14 protein-coding genes, 3 tRNA genes and 1 pseudogene are annotated in these 22231 nt (G+C 40.8%); 10 read left to right on the top strand and 8 right to left on the bottom strand.

The window, feature by feature from the left end:
- Position 1: 1 nt before the first annotated feature.
- From BO26_RS20255 to BO26_RS20225, 7 genes are all read right to left on the bottom strand, one after another.
- Positions 2-4612 (bottom strand): non-ribosomal peptide synthetase, encoded by a 4611-nt coding sequence (locus tag BO26_RS20255; protein ID WP_051691085.1) that lies wholly within the window; start codon positions 4610-4612, stop codon positions 2-4.
- A gap of 434 nt (positions 4613-5046) precedes the next feature.
- Positions 5047-5838, bottom strand: a complete 792-nt coding sequence (gene phoH / locus BO26_RS20250) for a phosphate starvation-inducible protein PhoH (protein WP_036774617.1) — start codon at positions 5836-5838, stop codon at positions 5047-5049.
- 587 nt (positions 5839-6425) lie between these two features.
- Positions 6426-7427: an endonuclease gene (locus tag BO26_RS20245; protein ID WP_051691084.1), complete on the bottom strand. Its 1002-nt coding sequence runs from the start codon at positions 7425-7427 to the stop codon at positions 6426-6428.
- 407 nt (positions 7428-7834) lie between these two features.
- Entirely contained in the window at positions 7835-8530 is a 696-nt protein-coding gene (aqpZ, locus tag BO26_RS20240; protein ID WP_036774616.1) for an aquaporin Z, read from the bottom strand.
- A gap of 546 nt (positions 8531-9076) precedes the next feature.
- Positions 9077-9514, bottom strand: coding sequence for a universal stress protein (locus tag BO26_RS20235; RefSeq protein ID WP_036774615.1), 438 nt, complete (start codon positions 9512-9514; stop codon positions 9077-9079).
- Between the two features lie 326 nt (positions 9515-9840).
- Positions 9841-10215 (bottom strand): hypothetical protein, encoded by a 375-nt coding sequence (locus BO26_RS20230; protein ID WP_051691083.1) that lies wholly within the window; start codon positions 10213-10215, stop codon positions 9841-9843.
- A gap of 147 nt (positions 10216-10362) precedes the next feature.
- Positions 10363-10791, bottom strand: a complete 429-nt coding sequence (locus tag BO26_RS20225; RefSeq protein WP_036774614.1) for a universal stress protein — start codon at positions 10789-10791, stop codon at positions 10363-10365.
- A gap of 853 nt (positions 10792-11644) precedes the next feature.
- Here BO26_RS20225 and uvrY point away from each other — a divergent pair.
- The 10 genes and pseudogenes from uvrY to BO26_RS24370 all read left to right on the top strand — a co-directional run bounded on the left by uvrY (position 11645) and on the right by BO26_RS24370 (position 21050).
- A complete protein-coding gene (gene uvrY, locus BO26_RS20220) occupies positions 11645-12310 on the top strand; it encodes a UvrY/SirA/GacA family response regulator transcription factor (RefSeq protein ID WP_036774613.1) in 666 nt (221 codons plus the stop codon).
- On the top strand, positions 12294-14123 hold the full coding sequence (uvrC, locus tag BO26_RS20215; protein ID WP_036774611.1) for an excinuclease ABC subunit UvrC: 1830 nt from the start codon (positions 12294-12296) through the stop codon (positions 14121-14123). The genes uvrY and uvrC overlap by 17 nt, the downstream gene beginning before the upstream one ends.
- A gap of 57 nt (positions 14124-14180) precedes the next feature.
- On the top strand, positions 14181-14729 hold the full coding sequence (pgsA, locus tag BO26_RS20210) for a CDP-diacylglycerol--glycerol-3-phosphate 3-phosphatidyltransferase (protein WP_036774609.1): 549 nt from the start codon (positions 14181-14183) through the stop codon (positions 14727-14729).
- A 144-nt stretch (positions 14730-14873) separates the two neighbouring features.
- Positions 14874-14949, top strand: a tRNA-Gly gene (locus tag BO26_RS20205).
- A gap of 38 nt (positions 14950-14987) precedes the next feature.
- Positions 14988-15061 (top strand) — tRNA-Cys (locus BO26_RS20200).
- Positions 15062-15067: 6 nt separating this feature from the next.
- A tRNA-Leu gene (locus BO26_RS20195) sits at positions 15068-15154 on the top strand.
- Between the two features lie 165 nt (positions 15155-15319).
- Entirely contained in the window at positions 15320-16582 is a 1263-nt protein-coding gene (locus BO26_RS20190) for a tyrosine-type recombinase/integrase (RefSeq protein ID WP_036774608.1), read from the top strand.
- 272 nt (positions 16583-16854) lie between these two features.
- A pseudogene (locus BO26_RS20185) lies at positions 16855-18288 on the top strand (IS1182 family transposase).
- 540 nt (positions 18289-18828) lie between these two features.
- Complete coding sequence (locus tag BO26_RS20180; RefSeq protein WP_477707055.1) at positions 18829-20784, top strand: ATP-dependent nuclease; 1956 nt, start codon at positions 18829-18831, stop codon at positions 20782-20784.
- On the top strand, positions 20781-21050 hold the full coding sequence (locus BO26_RS24370; RefSeq protein WP_036774606.1) for a helix-turn-helix domain-containing protein: 270 nt from the start codon (positions 20781-20783) through the stop codon (positions 21048-21050). Before BO26_RS20180 ends, BO26_RS24370 begins: the two co-directional genes overlap by 4 nt.
- 106 nt (positions 21051-21156) lie before the next feature.
- Here the strand turns inward: BO26_RS24370 and BO26_RS20170 are convergent, their stop codons facing one another.
- On the bottom strand, positions 21157-22224 hold the full coding sequence (locus tag BO26_RS20170) for an SAVED domain-containing protein (RefSeq protein WP_036774604.1): 1068 nt from the start codon (positions 22222-22224) through the stop codon (positions 21157-21159).
- Between the last annotated feature and the right edge of the window lie 7 nt (positions 22225-22231).

The raw sequence follows: 22231 nt of genomic DNA, 5'->3' as shown, positions 1-22231 counted from the left end.
CTTATTCCATCCCCTGCCTTTTCTTAACCAAAGCGATGCTAATATTATCAGCAAGATCGCTGAGTACTGGGTTTTTGAAAACTGAAGCACATGGCAAAAGAAATCCTGTCTCCTCTTGTAACCTGAATACAAATCTCACGACCAACAATGACTGTCCACCCAAATGGAAGAAATTATCGTTTCGACCTACCTTATCAACGGCGAGAAGTTCACTCCAGATCCTAGCTAACCTCTCTTCAAGCTCATTTTCTGGCTGCTCATAATGCGCATGTCGATAAGTAGATGAATCAAAATGAGATAAGGCTTTTCGATCCACTTTACCGTTTGGCATTAGCGGTAGAGATTCAAGTGTCACATAAGCCGCCGGTATCATATGCGGCGGAAGGCGTTGACAGAGATAATAACGCAATTTCTTGACCAGACTTTCATCAGAAAATCCCTCAGAGAGCGTGAGATAAGCCACTAAACACCCGTTATTCCCGATATCATTTCCGGCAATAACCGCCCCCTGATGAATACCATTATACGCTTCCAGTAATCGCTCAATTTCCCGTAAATCAGTATGAAAACCCCAGATTTTAACTTGATGATCACGGCATCCAATATATTCAATATTGTCGTCATCATCAGTTCGATTCCACTCACGTAATAATAATGCCAGTTCATCCGGTGGTAAGACATTCAGGTGAGATATGGGTTGTGTCGGCTGCTCATTTAACGCCCAAGCCAACTGTACCAATGCCTGTTGTATATAGTCACATAAACGGGCCGCAGAAAGCGGAGCTGTAACCACAACCTGAGCGGTTAATCCCAGGCTATCACCATCGTCTTCTATCGAGAGAGTTATTGGGTAGTTACACCTTTCATCTATCCCCAGAATCTCTACGTTAGGCCAATTGGATAAAGCAGGCTGTTCCTTATTGATTGTACTGTGATGACGATAATTGATCAGGGATGAAAACAGCGGAGTCGGGACAGATACACCGCTACAACGCTGCACATCAGTCAATGAGATATGCTCATAAGCAAGCAACTGCGATAAACGTTCATGGGTCTGGATTAACGCATCTGTGACACTCTGTTCATTAATATCCATGCGTAATGGCAAAAAGTTGATAAACAGTCCTACGCCCTGTTCTGCCCCCGTATCACTGCCCATACGTCCAAGCAATACAGTACCCGCCACAATCTGTTGCCGTTCACTGCTTTTTGCCAATATCAGCCCCCAGCCCAAATGCACCAAACTGGCCAAACTAACACCGTACCGACAAGCCAGATCCCGTAAGGTTTTATTCAATTCTATAGGTAATTCAAGATAATACTCATCAAGCGGCTCATCACCTAGCATGGAATCATAAAAACTAAATGGCACAGTAGGCTCATCAATATCAGCCAATATCTGGCGAAAATAGGCTTCATAAGCGTTATTCTCATTAGCTTTGCGAGAATGCGCAATCAAGTTACGATACGGCACCGCCTCTGGCAGCAAGTTTCCCTGTCCAAATAGAAAATAACCTTTTTCACGATGCATAACTTCCTGCGTAGTATGATCTGCCAGCAAGTGATGCAACACCTCCTGAGCCAGCCAACGACCACTACCTGGCTCTTGTGCCACAATCAAGCGCAGCAATGGCGCATCACGCAGCACAAACTTGTGATGAGAAATCGTGTGATATGCAGTGAGCTGTTCAATAAAAGAGTCTGTCGATGTTGCAGAAAGTGTCACCTCTATCACCTGTAATGGGGCATTTCTAAGTACTACCTGAACCGGTCCACAAGCTAACCCTTCGACAAAAAAAGCAGTACGTAAGATATCATGACGGTTAATCATCTGCTGCATAGCGTCAATATAGGTATCCAAACTATTGCGATCATTAAACGTCATCCTGAGCATCATTTGATAGGGATCGCCTCGTGGTGCCATCAAGTGGTAGAACAAAAAACTCTCTTGTAATGGTGATAAGGCGTAGATATCTTGAATATTACTCACCCCACCCGGAACTTGACGGACCAACATATCAATATCCGCCTGACTGATATTAACCAGCGGCAACATGTCTGGCGTAATGCGTTCACATGCAGCATCAATCAAATTAGCCGGGATCGCCAGCAAATCTGCTTTATCCAACAATAATGCCTGTTCAGACAGTATTGATGTGGAAAACAGCATCCCTTCTGGTACGACATATTCCTGCTTTCTTAACAGCCCAATCAACTGCACAACCAGCCACGAATTACCACCGAGAGCGAAGAAATTATCATGGCGGCTAATACGTTCAAGCCCGAGTAATTCAGCCCAACTTCCTGCCAATAAAGCTTCTTTTTCTCCTTGTGGCGCTTCATAAGCCTGCCGATGGTAGTCCGAAGCATTGGGAGCTGGTAGTGCTTTACGGTCAAGTTTGCCATTTGGTGTTAATGGGAAATTCGCTAACACCACAAAGGCAGCGGGTACCATATATTCTGGCAGGCTCGATAACAGATAATCACGTAAAGTTTCTGAAACTTGTGTTGCTGCCAGTTCAGGGGAAATAACAACATAAGCCACTAATCCCTTATTTCCCTTTTCTCCTTCAATAGTAACAACAATTGATTCCAGCACAGACGGATGCGCATTAATACGCGTTTCTATTTCACCCAGTTCAATACGAAAGCCTCGAATTTTCACCTGAAAGTCATTACGACCAATATATTCAATATTGCCATCGCAGGCATAACGTACTAAATCACCGGTACGGTACATACGAGAACCCGGTTGCGGGTTAAAAGGATCAGCTAAAAAGCGTTCTGCTGTCAGTTCTGCACGATTCAGATAACCACGTGTAACACCAACTCCGCCAATATACATCTCACCAATCGCCCCTAAAGGTACCGGTTGTTGTTGATTATCCAGCAAATAAATACGCGTATTTGCAACAGGTTTTCCTATTGATACGGAACTTCCTCTATGACTTTTTTCATTATCAAGATGGTAAACCGTAGACCAAACCGCGGTTTCTGTTGGCCCATATAAGTTCCAAATATCGCCACTGTTTTCAGATAATTTACCGACCAAACTGGTTGGCATTATCTCGCCACCACACAATATTTTTACACCTTTAAAAGAAGCACACTCCTCATCTACCACTAAATTATAAGTAGAAGGTGTTGCCTGAATCATCGTGATCTGATTATCAGTGATGGTCTTTATTAACGCTTCTTTATTCAGGAATAATTTTTTCGGCGCGATAAAAACGGTAGCTCCATTAATCAAAGGCAAATATATTTCCACTGCAACAATATCAAACGATATAGTAGTAGAAAACAGAACGTTTTCCTGTTTTGAGAATAATAGCTTGTCCGTCATGGTCAGTAAGAAATTAACAACATTACCCTGTTCAACCATAACGCCTTTAGGTTGCCCGGTTGATCCTGATGTGTAAATGACATATGCCAGATGATGAGTCGTTAATTCTGCTACATCAGGATTTTCTTGTGATAAACCTGTTAGTGATAACTGATCAATCTCCAGGTTATTATTTGCCGTTTCAAAATAATTTTTTAATGCTGCTCCACCAACAACATCATGTAATACCAGTACGGGTTTTGCATCTTCCAGAATATAACTCAACCGTTCGGGTGGATAATCTGGATCAAGTGGCACGTAACCGCCGCCCGCTTTCAAAATAGCCAGCAAACCAATAATCATAGCAGGGCTTCGTTCAACACAAAGGGCAACCAAACTGTCAGGTACTACCCCATTCATGATCAGATAATGTGCCAGCTGATTTGCTTGTCGATTCAACTCCGCATAACTCAACTTTTCCCCCGAAAATATCAGGGCGGTAGCGTCCGGTGAAATGGCAACTTGCTGTTCAAAGAGATGATGAATACAACATTCTGTCGGATAGTCGGTTTGTGTCGTATTCCAGGTTTCCAGTAATAATCTTCGCTCAGCCGATGGCAGAATATTCAATTGACTTACAGCAAGCGTGGGTTGTTCACTTAATACCCAAACTAATTGTTGTAATGCTTGTTGCAAATAACCGGATAACTGTACAGCTGAAACTCTGGAAATTGCGAGCAGCCGGGTTGTCAATTTTAAACTGTTGCCATCATCATTAATAATCAACATTAATGGAGTATTAATCTCATCAAGATGCGCAATACTATTATGATGATATTGATAGTGAATAAGTGCAGTAAATTCTGTTGTTGTAGAATAGATATTAGTGGGAATTATCAGCAATTTTGATAAATATTCATTGATATCCAGTAATACATTACTCACATTTTTTTCTTCAATATCCAAAAACAGAGGGAAAATACCAAAGTCCGATTGACAATATTGCAATGTACCAGTCATGACCTGTTGCTGGACGCTGTATTTCGCTAATACTATCCCCCATGCCAGATGGCATAAACTCGTTAAATCAACACCTGATTGATCCGCCTGCAAGCGTAACGCATCCGTCAAATTTGCAGACAATTTCACCTGATACTCATCATACTGACAACACTCAAGTGAATTACTTTCAGGCCGATCAACATCGAGATCAAAAGCCATAATAAGCTCATAAGATTTTCCTGATTTTTTACATAATAAACCATTTCTATTTATCGGCAAATTTTGCATAATAATAGTATCCAAACTTATTGAGTCAACACCCCAGAAAATATATTTAGCTGATGACATTATAATTAATGAAATTAGCACTGGCTGTTCTTATAAGAATTTAATTCTCTAAGCTATACCAATAAACAGATAAATTAACAATAATCATCATCACACAATCTAAAATATCACCCATTATAAGTATAATATATACCTATTATCTTTAATAAAAATCCCATCTCAATCTACAAAATAAAAATTAAATATAATTCGATAATAAAAATATTATTATGGAAAATATTATTTAGAAACAATCATTGATGATAAAAATAATCCGTTCAAAATTAAACGATGAAAGATGAAAATAGAAAAGTTTTACAATAATCGCCAAAAATCAAACTTACGATCACGCCGCGAGAATTTTCCGAAAACTCTCAACGGCGTATTTACCCAGATTATTCACTATAGGCCAGTAATGTTTTCCGGCATAACTGAGAACGAATACAATCCTCTTGATTAAAATGAATAACACTGATGGTCTCATCATCTGAAAATCTTTCTAATGCATCCTGTAACCCTGAAACCATCCCGACAGGCAAATCACACTGACTCACATCACCATTTACAATTACCGTCACATTTTCTCCAAGCCGAGTCAGAAACATTTTCATCTGGTTGACCGTAACATTCTGCGCTTCATCCAGGATCACAAATGCATTTTCAAATGTTCTGCCTCGCATATAAGCAAAAGGAGCAATTTCCACTTTGCCAATTTCAGGTCGAAGACAATATTGCAAAAATGATGACCCCATACGTTTTACTAAGACGTCGTATACAGGCCGGAAATAAGGCGCAAATTTCTCAGCTATATCTCCAGGCAGAAAACCAAGATCTTCGTCTGCTTGCAGTACAGGGCGGGTGACAATGATCCTATCGACTTCCTTATTAATCAATGCATCTGCTGCCATTGCCGCACCAATAAAAGTCTTACCACAGCCAGCCTCCCCATTGGCAATAATCAATTTCTTATAAGTTATAGCGCGAATATAACGATATTGAGTTTCAGTTCGTGGCAAAACTTCCGAAGTATCCCGATTGTCACGCGCCATACCTATGGCTTCTACGCCGCCGAGTTGCACCAAAGAGGTCACGTTATCATCATCTCGGCAACGTTGATGACGCAAATCTCTTTTCATAATCCGTTTTGCTTCTCGACGTGATTTAATCGCTGCTTTCTGTCTACCCATCGCAGTAGCACCTTATCGTTGTTTTCACCTATGTGATGTAATATCACCGATACAATAACGACACCATTCCCAAAAGATAATCGCTCCCTTTCAGTTCGTTTAAACGGTAATAAAACCATCACACCCCCTGTCGGCTCTGATATTATTGCAAGTTCAAATCCCTCCCATTGGAAACCCGGTTAACATCACTATCATCAACATTATTCGCAATTATTTCTGTTTAGTGAAAACTAACGAATCATCATGACAGTATAATGACAACTTTTAATTTATGACAAGAAAATCAGAGAGTTTTTATTAAAGAATAATCGACTGTATTATCTGTTTATTTTTCCTAGAAATTTAGTTAATGAAATAGCGTAACTTGATATTTACAGTAATGAAGATTAATTAATATAAGTTAATCACTTATTAATATAGCGGCTTTTATGCAATAACTGGAATAACTGGTTTAGTTCCTACGATATTAACGCATCCAGTTACCACCCGGTGAGAAGGAATTTATCGGCCAACCCTTCTCCACCAGATGATAATAATCACATATTACTGATATAACAGAGCAAAATGATAGTTAATTATCTGTTCTATTAAGTACCCTTACAATTTTGAGCGAGGCGAAAACCGGCATTTTTGGCTTCAGTTTCCGTTTTAAAATAAACAGCATTATTCTCCGTAATCACCTTATACCCCGAACAATGGGAGAAATGATAAATTTTACTATTGTTATTCCCTTTAATTAATCCTGTGCGGGGCGTATTTGATGACGTCAGTTTTTTCCTGCTATCTGTTTGGTTATTGTTTCTCAATTCCTTTCTTTGCTCTGCTTGTGAAATACCCGCAGCGGAATTCTTATGCCACAACTCCCACTTCTGATCACCAGTAACAAAAGGATTATGATGTCCCATAATACCAGCGATTCGATTATCTCTCTCCCGTTCCCATTTGCTCGGTGGATATTGGCGATCCCAAGCCATAAATAATTGCTGCTGTTGACGCGACATAGAAAGATTATAGCGATCGTGCATATAAAAATTAATTCGAGCTATCTGACCTTTTACTGCATCTCGCGGTTCAAACGTTCGAGATTTAAAATCAACTTTACTAGTACAACGACCATAAACATTCGGTACACTCTTCGGTAACATCCCATAACTGAAATTACTGCGATCACCATTAACCTCCCCAATGGATGGAGCTAAATTATACATATCAGATTCCATCGCCCTAAAAACAGGATCTGAAGCAACACAATTCTTTCTCCCGCCATTTTGCCAACATTGCCGCTGATGACCAAAAACCCAGGCAGGAACAATATGTTCCCATTCAACCCGTTCAGCACGGTTCTGTTGTGATCTGACTTGATAACCACACGAAGGAAGGATTGCACGCCCTCCGCTCTTACCTGTCCATTGCCAATCACAGCCACAATAAAGCGTCCCTTCCCCCGATTTAAATTGATCGTGATATATGTGGTTACGCAGTTCAGTTTTAGCTTGCTCAAAGGTCGCGGGAGCAGCAAAAGAAGGTAAGGGAGTAATTAAGCTGAAACACCCAATATAAATTACTCCAACATTAATTTTCTGTTTCAATGGTACACCTTATTTATTCAAAATATCATTTTGATCTTTCCCTTTTATGTTGCCTTATAACCGGCCTATAAGACAAATATTGTTTTCTTTGCATTTCTTCTTAATCGTTCTTTTAAAACAAAAGGCTATTTAACAAACTCGTTGAAATATCATGCAAATCTAATCTGACAATGCATAATCGATGCTAAAGCGAACAGAAAATAGCAGTTATTACATCATTATCGACATATTTAAAGTGAACTGAGTGAAAAGACAAAGGTACAGACTGGCAAATTCTTTTATTCTGGATAGATTACCAAGGGATAAATTGCCTCATTGAAATTCTCTATCCACATGTATACCGCCAGTAAGTACCCTCGTTTGAAAAACAGACTGCATGGCTTTAAGCAAGGTAGCCGTAGTAAAAGTTATTCTTTTTCTGTTAACAAGAGCCTATAAAGCACACCGCCAATAATCCCACCAATAATCGGCATCACCCAAAATAGCCATAACTGCTCTAAAGCCCAGGTATTCTGGAATATAGCAGAAGCAGTACTTCGTGCCGGGTTGACTGAGGTGTTTGTGACAGGAATGCTAATCAAATGAATTACAGTTAACGCCAGACCAATTGCTAATGGTGCAAAACCGGTAGGTGCGCGTTTATCTGTCGCACCAATAATGACTATCAGGAAAATAGCGGTTAAAACAACTTCCGCAACAATAGCTGACTGAAGCGAAAAGCCACCAGGTGAATGTTCACCAAAACCATTGGCTGCAAAACCACTGGCTGTCGCATCAAAACCCGCTTGCCCAGAGGCAATAACATACAACACTGCCGCCGCAAGAATACCGCCTATGACTTGAGAAATAATATAAGGAATGATTTCTGCTGCTCTGAAACGACCACCAGCCCAAAGACCAATTGTCACTGCGGGATTGAAATGCCCCCCAGAAATATGCCCTACTGCATATATCATAGTCAAAACGGCTAAACCACATGCTAAAGCTACACCAATAAAACCAACACCTAATTCAGGAAATCCGGCAGCCAATACCGCACTGCCACATCCGCCAAAAACCAAAACGAACGTTCCAAATAATTCAGCTGCTAATTTTCTTAACATGTTTTGTCCTCATCCAGTCATTAAAAAGCTACCTTGCTAAAATTAACTATAGCCAATAAATTAAAATTACGCTTATTTTTACTATAACCGTATAAGTCGCTGATTCTTGTAGCACTTTACTTGATATTCACTTTAAACTGGGATTTAAAGCAACATCTATCCTGTGCAGATCAGCTTTTCGGTGAAAAATGGATAACTTAAAATCAATTATCACCAAAATAAGTTCAATATTCTGTTTTCACAATAGAAAAATCCGATGAAAAATACCTGCACCGGATTATCACGTCAGTATTGAATAACATAATACCTATTAAGCAATAAGTACTATACCCGTCATCTTTCAAGTTGCCTCTTTGTTGGCTGCGTTCACTTACCCCAGTCACCTAGTTATCTATGCTCCTGGGGATGCGTTCTCTTACCGCCGCACTGCAACTTGAAATCTATTGGGTATATGCGCCCGGGGATTCGCTCCCTTGCCGTCGAGATCCATCTTGAAATCCATTGAGTATATGTGAAAACTGGTTTTTTCACTGCTGAACAAATCATTCATCTGACTACTAAAACTGAAATATTTGCATATCCGACAATCGCTGAAGCATTGGAGCCTAATAAATGGGTAGAAATATTAGGCCGTCTGGAACCGATGATAATTAAATCGGCATTAATCTCACCCGCTGTCGATAATACTTTATCCCTTGGTGAACCAAAGGCCACAGAGAAAGATACCCGCTCCTTTGGTAAATCTATTTTTTCAGCAACCTTTGTCAATTCCTCTTGTGATCTAGCAATAGATTTCTTGGCAAAAGAGTTGAGCAAATCATAATGATAACTATAACTAATTGAAAATCTTGATATATCAGGGACAGCATGGAAAAGATGTATATTAGCATTAGATAACTTAGCCAAATACTCTGCATGTGTAATCGCTTTATCGGTCAATTCATCCTCTGAGATTTCTACCGGTACTAAAATAGTCTTGTACATATGCACTCCTATATTTATACCTGTTATCTTTCAAGTTGCCTCTTTGTTGGCTGCGTTCACTCACCCAGTTATCTATGCTCTTGGGGATGCGTTCTCTTGCCGCCGCGATCCATCTTGAAATCTATTGGGTATATATACCAAGCCGAACTACTCCATTGAGTATATGAGATATGCCATGATTTGCTGTGAGTTGTTTAACTAAATCAAATAAATTACGCCATAACGCCCTCTTTTCAATCACTCAGAATCAAGATGCCATTCATACCCGTCATCTTTCAAGTTGCTTCTTTGTTGGCTGCACTCACTCACCCCGGTCACATAGTTCTCTATGCTCCCGGGGATTCGCTCCCTTGCCGTCGCGATGCATCTTGAAATCTATTGGGTATATGTAAAATTCGGTGAATAAAAGGTGTTACAACCAATCCCAAAGTGATAAAGAACACACTTTCCAGAAATAGCCCGTATATAGCAATAAAATATTTACCGGACAAGCTGACAGGCGCCGGATCTAATCCCTGAGAGCCAAGCATAGACAACGCGTTTAGCAAAGATTCAGAAAATGAGTGCCCTTCTATCAGATAAAACCCCAATACACCCGGAATTATCCCAATAAAGAAAAATGTCGCCGCAATAAGATAAAAACGGGCCACTCGCCATAAAAAATGATCCAAACGAATCAGTTTTTCAGTAAATTTTTCCATAATGAATTCACCCTCAACACTTCTACATCAAATCTAAATGAAAATGAAGTCAAGTAAAAACACACCAATACAGCTTTAACCTATTGATATATTATGGAAAGCCATCCGAAGATGGCCTGCCAGGTTATCAATTAATTTTTTACTATTCTATCTAACCACCAAAACAGAAGTTTTCGAATATTTGACAACACCTGCCGCATTAGAGCCCAGTAAATGGGTGGAAATATTGGGCCTCCTTGAGCCAATAACAATAAGATCAGCACTAATTTCTATAGCAGTTTCTATTATTTCATCTCTCGGAGAACCAAAAGCGATAGAATAAGATAACTTCTCACCAGGAAAATCTATTGTATCAAGCAGCATCTTTAAATCATTCTCCGCTTGAATTGTTGCTTTATCCTTAATTTCCTCATATCCCAGAGAATACGCATTAACAATCGCTGACGAGATTGGTAATACATGAAGAATATGAAGCTTCGCGCCTGTTTTGTTAGCTAAAGACAGAGCATGCTCAACCGCCTTGCTCGTTAGCTCATCTTCTGAAATATCTACCGGTACTAAAATAGTTTTGTACATATGCACTCTCCTATATTTACATACCAAACCCGACGACTACTCGTAGTATACTCAATATTTTATTGATTACTATCAGTTATTGAATCAAATGAAAACAATGCATAAAACAACAAAAATATTTATATTTCATATTGATGAGATCTATAACCCAATACTTCCCTCATCGTATTTTAGCTTATAAAATAAAAAATTAATTGCCATTATAATAATGAAACATAAGCTATTTATAGAAATAAATACTATTGAATAGCATGATCAATAATGAATTAAAATATCTTTTTACTGACTAAAAAGAAAAATATTTTCAACCATAGTACTATTTAATAAACAAACGCAATAACAAGTTCTCTGGCAACCGTACATACCGCCTCTGTTACCAAGACTTCAGTATTAATCATGTGGAATAAAATCAATTTTAATCATGTCATTACTAAAGCATTAATTACGCAATGAAAATAATAGATATATCACATAATCTACCCCTTATTTTCCTATGTTTAATCAATCTCTCCACAAAAACAAATGTTGATTTATTGTTAAAATATTCGTTATGTAAATATTTGATCAGTTATTAATACCGCAATAACAAGAATATATAGAATATTTTTATTGCGAATAAATAATACATACAACTATATAAGACAATTCCCTTTTGTCTTTGAAAGATATAAGTATAATGTCCACATTCCGGATGAGTTTTTGGGAAAGCTTCCCTATTCTATTGTTTTATATAGTCTTTATTAAAAATCCAAAAAATAGATTATTGAGGTTAACTCTTCTGAAGCAGATTTAATACACACGCAATATCAACAAAGCTCATTATATGAGCATAGAACCAATTGGAGACACTTTTTTGATTAATGTTTTGTTAGTCGATGATCATGAATTGGTCAGGGTTGGTGTAAAACGTATTCTTGATGACGTGAAAGGGATAACAGTTGCCGGAGAAGTCAGCTGTGGTGAAGAGGCGATAAAATGGTGCCGGGTGAATAAAGCAGATATCGTGTTAATGGACATGAATATGCCCGGTATCGGCGGCCTGGAAGCAACAAAAAGAATCCTGCGTTATTGTCCCGATATCCGCGTCATTATGTTGACTATCTATACCGAAAACCCCTTACCAATCAAGGTAATGCAAGCTGGAGCCAGAGGATATCTCAGTAAAGCCTCTACCCCTCAAGATATGATTAACGCGATTCGCACTGTTAATGCCGGTCAACGCTATATAGCTCCCGATATTGCACAACAAATGGCACTTAGTCAGATTAACCCACAAAAAGATAATCCATTAAGCTGCCTGTCTGATCGCGAATTACAGATTATGCTGATGATCACAAAGGGACAAAAAGTCAGTGATATCTCCGAACAACTTAATCTCAGCCCAAAAACCGTCAATAGTTATCGCTACAGAATGTTTAGTAAACTAAATATCAACGGTGATGTAGAATTAACACATATGGCAATACGCTATGGGCTGTTCGACACAGAGAGTCTGTTAAATAGTGACGGAACAATTTGATTCAAAAGCGTTTTTAAAATCAGTAACCAGTCAACCTGGTGTTTATCGAATGTATGACACCTCGGGGACAGTTATTTATGTCGGTAAAGCCAAGGATTTAAAAAAGCGGCTTTCCAGTTATTTTCGGTCGCAAGTCGCTAGCCGCAAAACTGAATCTTTGGTCAAAAACATTGCTCAAATAGACGTTACTGTCACTCACACAGAAACAGAAGCGCTGCTATTAGAACATAATTACATCAAGCTTCATCAGCCCCGATATAACGTTTTACTGCGAGATGACAAATCTTATCCTTATATTTTTCTCAGCGCAGATAACCATCCCCGGCTGGCAATACATCGGGGAGCCAAACATTCTAAGGGCGAATACTTTGGCCCATTCCCAAATTCTCATGCCGTACGTGAATCCTTAATCTTATTGCAAAAACTTTTTCCTATCCGCCAATGTGAAGATAGCGTCTACCGCAATCGCTCCCGCCCATGCCTTCAATATCAAATTGGTCGCTGTCTTGGACCTTGCGTTAAGGGATTAGTCAGTGAAGAAGAATATCAACAACACGTTGATTATATTCGTCTATTTCTGTCAGGCAAAGATCAACAAGTTTTAACCCAATTAATTAATCGAATGGAAGAAGCCAGTCAGCAACTAAAATTCGAGGATGCGGCAAAATATCGTGATCAAATTCAAGCTGTTCGTCAGGTCACTGAGAGACAATTTGTTTCAGGAACAGATGATGACTTGGATGTCATAAGCATTGCATTTGAAGCGGGAATGGCTTGTTTACATGTACTATTTATACGTCAAGGTAAAGTACTAGGTAGTCGCAGTTATTACCCTAAAATACCTGTTGGGACAGAACTTAACGAGATTGTACAAACATTTCTTGGTCAATTTTATTTACAAGGTAGTCAAAACCGGACTTTACCATCAGAAATTCTGCTAGATTTTGCTCTGCAAGAAAAAGCCATTCTGTCTGATTCTTTATCTGAAATATCCGGTCGAAAAATTCACATTCAAACCCGGCCTCGTGGGGATAGGGCCCGTTATCTGAAACTCGCCCGCACAAATGCCGCAACAGCTCTGGTTACTCGCTTATCTCAACAATCAACTATTCACCAAAGATTAGAGTCTCTCGCTAAATTAGTTAATTTAGCAAAAATTCAAAGAATGGAATGTTTTGATATCAGTCACACGATGGGGGAACACACCGTTGCGTCTTGTGTTGTTTTTGACAGCAATGGTCCACTACGTTCTGAATATCGGCGCTATAATATAAGTGGTATTACTCCTGGTGATGATTATGCAGCCATGAATCAAGTATTGCGCCGTCGATACGGTAAAGTATTAGATGGGTCAAAAATTCCCGACATTATTTTTATTGATGGCGGTAAAGGACAATTGGCTCAGGCAATCAATGTATTCCAATCTCTTGAAGTTGAATGGGATAAAACGCGTCCTCAATTGATAAGTGTTGCGAAAGGAAGCGATCGCAAAGCGGGACTTGAAACGCTATTTTTTGCTACTGGTGAAAACATGGCATTGCCACCGGACTCTTCTGCCCTGCATGTTATTCAGCATATTCGTGACGAATCACACAATCATGCGATAACGGGACACAGACAGCGTAGAGCTAAAGTCAAAAATACCAGTATCCTGGAATCTATTGAAGGTGTTGGCCCAAAACGCCGGCAAATGTTACTAAAATATATGGGAGGTTTGCAGCCTTTGCGCAACGCAAATGTTGAAGAGATCGCAAAAATACCGACTATTTCCTATGCATTAGCAGAAAAAATTCATAATGCATTGAAACACTAAGTGCATTGATGCACCATACTTATAAATTCCACTATAGCCAGATAGTTAAGAAGCACTATGCAATTAAATATACCGACATGGCTCACCCTGTTCCGCATTGCCCTAATCCCGTTTTTTATACTGGCATTTTATTTGCCATTCCAATGGGCGCCGATGGTTTGTGCCATAATTTTTATTGTCGCTGCGGCGACAGACTGGTTTGACGGTTTTCTTGCCCGCCTTTGGAAACAGACTACCCGCTTTGGCGCATTTCTTGATCCTGTTGCTGACAAAATCATGGTTGCAGCCGCATTAGTATTAGTTTGTGAACATTATCATACTTGGTGGATAACACTACCTGCCGCAACAATGATAGCACGCGAGATTATCATCTCGTCACTGAGAGAATGGATGGCTGAACTAGGTAAACGTAGTAATGTTGCCGTTTCCTGGCTGGGTAAAATAAAAACTACAGCGCAGATGGCGGCATTGGTTGCTTTATTATGGCGCCCTAATTTTGAATTCGAGCTTGGTGGATTCATATTACTTTACATTGCCACAGTGATAACATTTTGGTCAATGTTTCAATATGTAAACGCAGCATGGTCTGATTTGCGTGAAGCTTGATCGAACTGACGCAAAAAACACCTAACGGACGCATCGTAATAATAATTGTGTTGACTCGATACGTTAAGTAAGTAGAATGCAACGCATCGAACGGCACATGAGGTTTACGAAAACAAATAAGTAAATCAGCCAGTTCGGAGTGATGCGGGAATAGCTCAGTTGGTAGAGCACAACCTTGCCAAGGTTGGGGTCGCGAGTTCGAGTCTCGTTTCCCGCTCCAAAAGCTAGTCAGGATAAATGATTAGCAGCTGATTTTAAGGCGCGTTGGCAGAGTGGCCATGCAGCGGATTGCAAATCCGTCAACCTCGGTTCGACTCCGGGACGCGCCTCCAGATTCAGCCCAGGTGGTGAAATCGGTAGACACAAGGGATTTAAAATCCCTCGGCTGTAAGGCTGTGCGGGTTCAAGTCCCGCCCTGGGCACCAAACATAAGTTTACTAACGTCTACTCTAGTAAACTAACTCCTAGAAAGACCTGATAAATCAATCAGGTCTTTTCTTTTTAGGTCTACTCTAGTCTATTGCAATCAACATGCACCGAGGGGCATAATCAGGGGCACCTACACTTCTATTTTAAATGTGCCCCTTATAATGAAACTAAACGCACGACAAATCGAAACAGCCAAACCCAAAGAAAAAACCTACAAACTCGCCGATGGTGGTGGCCTCTATTTGGAAGTCACTACGCGTGGCTCGAAGTACTGGCGTATGAAGTACTACCGTCCCACTGATAAAAAAGAAGACCGACTGGCGTTCGGTGTCTATCCGGCCATCTCTTTAGCTGATGCTCGCACCAAACGAGATGAAGCAAAAAAGCTAATTGCTCAAGGTATTTATCCCAAAGCCGAGAAAAAAGACGCACATGCTGGAGTAAAGGGAAAACATACCTTTGAAAAAGTCGCCCGTGACTGGCACGCCAGCAACAAACGCTGGAGCGAAGATCACGGTAACCGCATTCTACGCAGCCTCGAACATTATATTTTTCCTCATATTGGCAGGCTTGATATTTCCACTTTACGGACAAGCCAGCTTTTAGCCCCAATAAAAATTGTTGATGCTGATGGAAAACATGACATTGCCCAGCGACTGCAACAGCGCGTAACTTCCATCATGCGTTATGCTGTCCAGAACGATATTCTTGATTCCAACCCGGCTAATGATATGGCTGGCGCACTTTCCACTGTTAAATCCAAACATCATCCCGCCCTACCTCATGAACGTTTACCTGAATTTTTGAGCCGACTTTCTCGCTATCGTGGACGCTTAATCACCCGTATCGCAGTCGAGCTGACTTTATTAACGTTCGTCCGTTCCAATGAATTGAGATTTGCTCGTTGGGAAGAACTTGACCTTGAAAAGGCAGTCTGGAAGATCCCCGCCACAAGAAAAGCCATTGAAGGGGTTAAATTCTCTGAACGGGGCATGAAAATGAAAACGGAGCATATTGTACCGTTGAGTCATCAGGCTGTCACTTTGTTCAAATCATTACGCAAGCTGAGCGGTGATTGTGAAGTCATGTTCCCTAACGATCACGATCCACAAAAGGTCATGAGTGAAAGCACGGTTAATAATGCCCTTCGTGGCATGGGATACGACACCAAAACCGATGTTTGCGGGCATGGATTCCGAACAATGGCTCGTGGTGCAATGGGAGAGTCGGGATTGTGGAACGATGACGCCATCGAACGCCAGTTAAGCCACGTAGAAAGAAAAAACGTCAGAGCTGCCTATATTCACACCTCTAAGCATCTGGATGAACGGAGACTGATGGTGCAATGGTGGGCCGATTATCTGGATGCCAACCGGGAAAAGCATATCACACCGTATGATTTTGCGAAAAAACGTCGGAAATAATATTGAATAATATCCAGAACGTACTGAGTGTATGATTATTTTTTAGACTTTGTTGGCACTACCAACAAAGTCTGCTTTTCATACAGTCCATAATTGCATTATTTTATCTTTAATCTGATAGTCAGCTCAGTGCCCAGACTGTGTAAAAACCCTTGATCAGCTTTTGGTCTAAGTACGATGTACTTATGATCAATTGGTCTTAGCTACCGATCCAATTTCAAAGTCAAGTCCAGTATCATCAGATTGGTAAGCATAATCATGGAGATTCTGGCATGTCTCACCATATTACTGGTCAATCAAGGCATCAATCCACGCTCTTTCCAGAACTCATGGACGACTTTGTTAGCGAAGATAACCCAGTGCGAGTTATTGATGTCTTTGTTGAACATCTAGATTTACTCGACTTAGGTTTTGAAAGCGTGAATCCCAAGTCAACTGGCCGTCCTGAATATCACCCTGCCATGATGCTCAAGCTCTACATTTACGGTTAGTTAAATCGAATTCAATCATCGCGACGGCTGGAGAAGGAATGCAACCGCAATGTCGAGTTAATGTGGCTGCTTGAACGCTTATCTCCCGACTTCAAAACGATTGCAAACTTCAGAAAGGATAATGGTAAGGGAATTAAAAACGTTTGCCGTAAATTCGTCGAGTTATGCCGGCAACTCAACATGTTTGAAGATGCCATCTTCGCTATTGATGGTAGTAAATTCAAAGCCGTCAATAATAAATCCAAAAATTACACTCCCAATAAAGTGCAGTTTCATATCGAGCGAGTTGAAAAAAGTATCGAGAAATATTTAAGCCAGATGGATGCCAAAGATGAGAACGAAAAAGAGTCTGATCCGACCGTCGCAGCATCGAAATTAGCCTGGCTAAAGCAGCGCTTAGTTGAGCTAAAAGCACTCGAAAAACAAGTTAATGAGCATCCGGACAAACAGATATCACAGACGGATCCTGATGCCCGCTTGATGAAAACACACCACATGGAAAGGCAAGTCTGCTACAACGTGCAAACGGCGGTCGATACAAAGCACCATCTCATCGTTTGCCACGACATCGTCATGACAACAGACCGAGGTCAACTGACATTAGTTGCCGAGCAAGTTCAAAAGGTGTTGGGGAAGAAATCTATTACAGTGTTAGCCGACAAAGGCTACTTCAGTCGAAATGATATCAAAGACGCGCATGATCAAGGCATCACGGCGAATGTGCCACAAATTGACACTTCAGGTTCGGAGAGCAAAGGCATTTTTAACAAGTCTCTCTTCAAGTACGACAACGGCAGTGATGTATACACTTGTCCGGCTGGTAAAAGGTTACAAAAGCGAATGAAGGTCATGGAGAAAGGTGTAGAACTGGATGTTTACTTCAACAATTTAGCGTGCAATGAATGCCCAATCCGATCTCAATGCACAACATCAAAGAAAGATCCCCGTCGCATAAGACGATGGATACATGAATCGATTATTGATGACATGCAAAAACGGTTGGATGAAAATCCAGAATTCCCGGTGATAAGGAAACAGAGTGTTGAGCATCCGTTTGGCACGATAAAAATGTGTATGGGAGCGACTCACTTTTTGACTAAACGCCTCAAAAATGTGAGCACTGAAATCAGCCTCAGTGTTCTTGCTTACAACCTGAAACGTATGATGACCCTACTGGGAACTGTCGGTTTGATGGCGGTCATCAGTCTGAGCTAAGTGATAAAGTAAGCTTAGTTTCACCAAAAATCTGCCCCAAACGCTCAAGGCACGCTGCTTTTAAATGGCTTCATATTACAAGCCACCAATCTGCATCAGAACATTGTGAATGTGATGAGCGCCAATCGGATGCTTAAATGCAACCCAACTCGATGTTTGTTGGATGAAATCACGGTTTTTACACAGTCTGTGCCAAAAGCGAACCTTTCTAAAGCAATTGTATGTCAACAAATTGGGCGCAGGTCAACCTTAAGCTACCTTGATCGTTAGGGGCAAATAAAGTTCAAAAAATTCCCCAGCATGTATGCCAAGAATTTGTGTATAAGAAGATATAGTGCAAATTTGGGGGACTACCTAATTTTATTACCCCTTTTGACCTCGATCACGCAAGAAAATACTTCTGACAGCCCCCAGTCACTTCAATCCGGGCTTTAAAAGGAAGGCATATTGTTTGCGGTCTTAATTGTGGTTATTTAATGGATACGTGCTTATTCGCTAGTGCCTGTGGTGATAAGATGGCAGCAACTCAAGTACCTGAATTTGGCTTATAATCGACTGGTCATTCAAGTTGGAATGATTTTACGTCTTCTCGTTATTTATTATTCAGAACAGCATTATAGGATGGAGACCTTTATGTATCTTGCAGAGCTCACGATAAAGAATTTTCGCAAACTGCGTGAGGCCAGGCTGAAATTTCAACCTGGTTTGAATGTCCTGGTAGGGCCAAACAATGTAGGGAAAAGTGCAGTGGTCGATGCTCTTCGGACGCTTCTTGCAGGTCATGATGAGATTTATCCTCGCCTCGATATTTCTGACAGGCATCGTCCACATGAAGGCGACCCAACTGGCGATATCAGTTTCCATTTTGTCTTCCGAGATCTTAGCCTTGAAGATGAAGCTGACTTTATAGCTGCCCTCAAGCCATATGGGGACAATGTCATGGAGGCGCATATCCATGTTCTGTATACCGACGTGGATAAGACGGGACGATTCAAAGTCAGACGCTGGTGCGGCGATCACCCGGAAGTTTCACTGACCTCAGATATGATGGAGAACCTTCGTGGGGTTTATCTCCCGCCTCTCCGCGATGCCGCACAGGGCCTTCGTCCTAACCGTAACAGCCAGTTGGCACGTTTACTTCATTTGCTCACCGATGAAGCAGGCCGTGATACGATCAACACGGCTTTAAAGGACCTTGACGAAACACTTAAAACGAATAAGTCCATTCAAAACACCCATAAAGCGATATCCACCAGACATGATTCCATGATGGGTGATCAGTTAGCGCAGGAGCTTACCGTTGGGCTCAGCGTGACTGATTTTCAGCGCCTCTCTTCCCGACTGACCCTGACAGCTGAAGCCATGGAGATTGAGAAGAATGGATTGGGCTTCAATAACCTGATCTTCATGGCGGTAGTACTCAGTGAACTGGCCAAAAATCCTGACTCTGCTTTTAGGGGTTTGATTATTGAGGAACCAGAAGCGCATTTGCATCCCCAGCTGCAGCGCGTGCTGCTGTGCTACCTTGCAGGGATACCAACGGGTGAAGGCGAAAAGCCTGTACAACTGTTCGTTACCAGCCATTCACCAAATTTTGCCAGTAATTCAAAGCTGGATTCCCTTGTGTGCCTGGTCGAAAACGAGGCTGGCGTAGAGACGTTCTTCCCCCAAGATATCAAATTTGAAAAGGGAAAACGTGAAAAGCTGGAGCGGTATCTGGACGTAACCAGGGCTGAACTGTTTTTTGCTCGCCGGGTGATTTTCGTTGAGGGTGCAGCAGAACTAATGTTGATTGACGCGCTTGCTAAGAAGATGGACCTTGATCTCAGGTCATATGGGGTCAGCCTGATTAGCGTTGAGGGGCTTAATTTTGACTCCTTCCTTCCGCTTTTTGGAGAGCAGAGCCTACGAATTCCCGTCTCTGTAGTGACCGATGCGGATCCTTTTGAAGAAGAAGAGGCCGAAGTCGAACAGGGTGAGGAGGAAATTGACGACATACTTGCTGAGGCTGCCTACCAAGAAGAAACAGACGCTCCTGATGACGAAGAGTCTGCTGGCGATGCTGAGAAAAAGAAAAAAGTTAAAAGGAAAGAGGTGTATCCCGCGCTTGGAGACCAGGTGAGGTTGTCGGGTAATACCCTTAAGATGAAGAAACTTGAAGATGATTTCGTGAAGATCTTTCACGGATTGAAAACCCTGGAATACGATCTGGCGCTCATTGAAGCGAACCGCGATCCTATGCTTACTGCATTAGCCGACCCACATCCAAGGATCTCAAAGGCTCTTCGTCAGATCGTAGATGGCCAACCAGACAACACGGCTAAAGCCAAAGCGCTGTTCTGTGGCATGTTCGAGCGCAAAGATAACGCCAACATCCAGAAAGGTCGATTCGCTCAGGCATTAGCTGAACAGATTTCGAAAGAAATTGGTTTTGAAGTCCCTGAGTACCTTAAAAAAGCTATTCAGCATGTCTGTCAGGGAGTGGCCAAGCCGTGAAACTATCAAAGGAACAGATAGACATTATAGATGCGCCGTTAGGGCCAATTGCTGTCACTGCGTGCGCAGGAAGCGGGAAGACAGCTACAGCCATTCGGCGCCTGATCGCCATTCGGCAGAAAATGCAAAACAGTCGCGCCCGCTGGCCTAAAGGCGAATGGATAATTGCTAACTATCTTGAGATCCATCCTTCTGAAATCTGGCCTAGTCGATATTTTGATAAGCATGGTCAACTTATTGAGCGTAAATTTCGCAATAAGTCATAAGAATAACCAAGCTTAAATTTTAAAGTTATTGAGAAGATAAGCATATATAGATATCTTCTCAAGAAGAACTATAATAAAATAGCTTAACTAACTATAGCTATACATTTCAATCAACTTTATTACCATTAATAGATAAACTCCATTCATAACTTTTGCTTGATGGATTCCAGTGCCAGACTGTCACAACACCATGTAAACCTTCCTGATATAAAGTTCCTAATCGTAATATGAAGGATGCTTGAGCAGAAATAAATAGATCAACTCTGCTCGTACGCTGTTTTAGCTCCGATATAATATAACTTAACTCTTTAGTAATTTTTCCTTGTTCTTCTTCTGCTGGGAGATTATCGAATCGAAATCCCGTACTTAGTTCGACATGTAATGTATGATCAATGATGCTTTCAGGCAATTCACTATCTTGAATTTCCATGGTAAATGAGATTGCTAATCCAATAACTCCCTCATTGTTTGGTTGAATTGAGGAGATTTTTTGGACTTCGGCACCGCGATACTTTTTTAACAAGATCGCCCCTGTAGGAAATTCATCCAATGGGTGAAAATAGTTTTTAGTGCGGTCAAAATCAAAAATCTTTAAAGGTAGATGTCCATCACGCATAAAACTTCCGATCATAAAAAGATATGGGACACTACCCAAAGAGATTATATATGCCTGACTCGCATCAGAATGTTGTGTTCTTTCAAGAATACTTTGCTTTAAAAACGCAGCTTTATGTATAATGTTTTCTTTATTCCTCGAATCAAAAGGAGAAAACTTCAATGAAAATATTTTTGCTTTCTCTCTATATGAAAGACCACTAATCGAGGAGTTAGGATCTATATTTTCAAAACCAAAGGCACTAATTAAAACTATATCTTTTCGATTCATATCCTTCATTGCAATCCATGCCGCATAACACCATAGTCCCAATCCCAATAGACAAGCCAAACTTCCAAAGCAATAAGCAATATCTGTATACTTTTGATATCCAACATTTATATCTTCAATTATTTTTAAATTTTTTTCCAGAAACTCTTTTGTAAACTTAATACTTATTCCCCAACCACCTAATAATGATAGCAATCCCAATTTGAACAGACCTAATGCTAATCGTGTAAGTTGATCTTTCGGTTTGAATATTAATTTTGCTATATGGATTAGTAGTTCTTTATTCATCGTAATA

Origin of the sequence: Photorhabdus australis DSM 17609 (genome assembly GCF_000711895.1) — a bacterium.
Lineage (GTDB): Bacteria > Pseudomonadota > Gammaproteobacteria > Enterobacterales > Enterobacteriaceae > Photorhabdus > Photorhabdus australis.
Note: the sequence above shows the minus strand (reverse complement) of the source record. Positions and strands in the feature narration are given on the sequence as shown.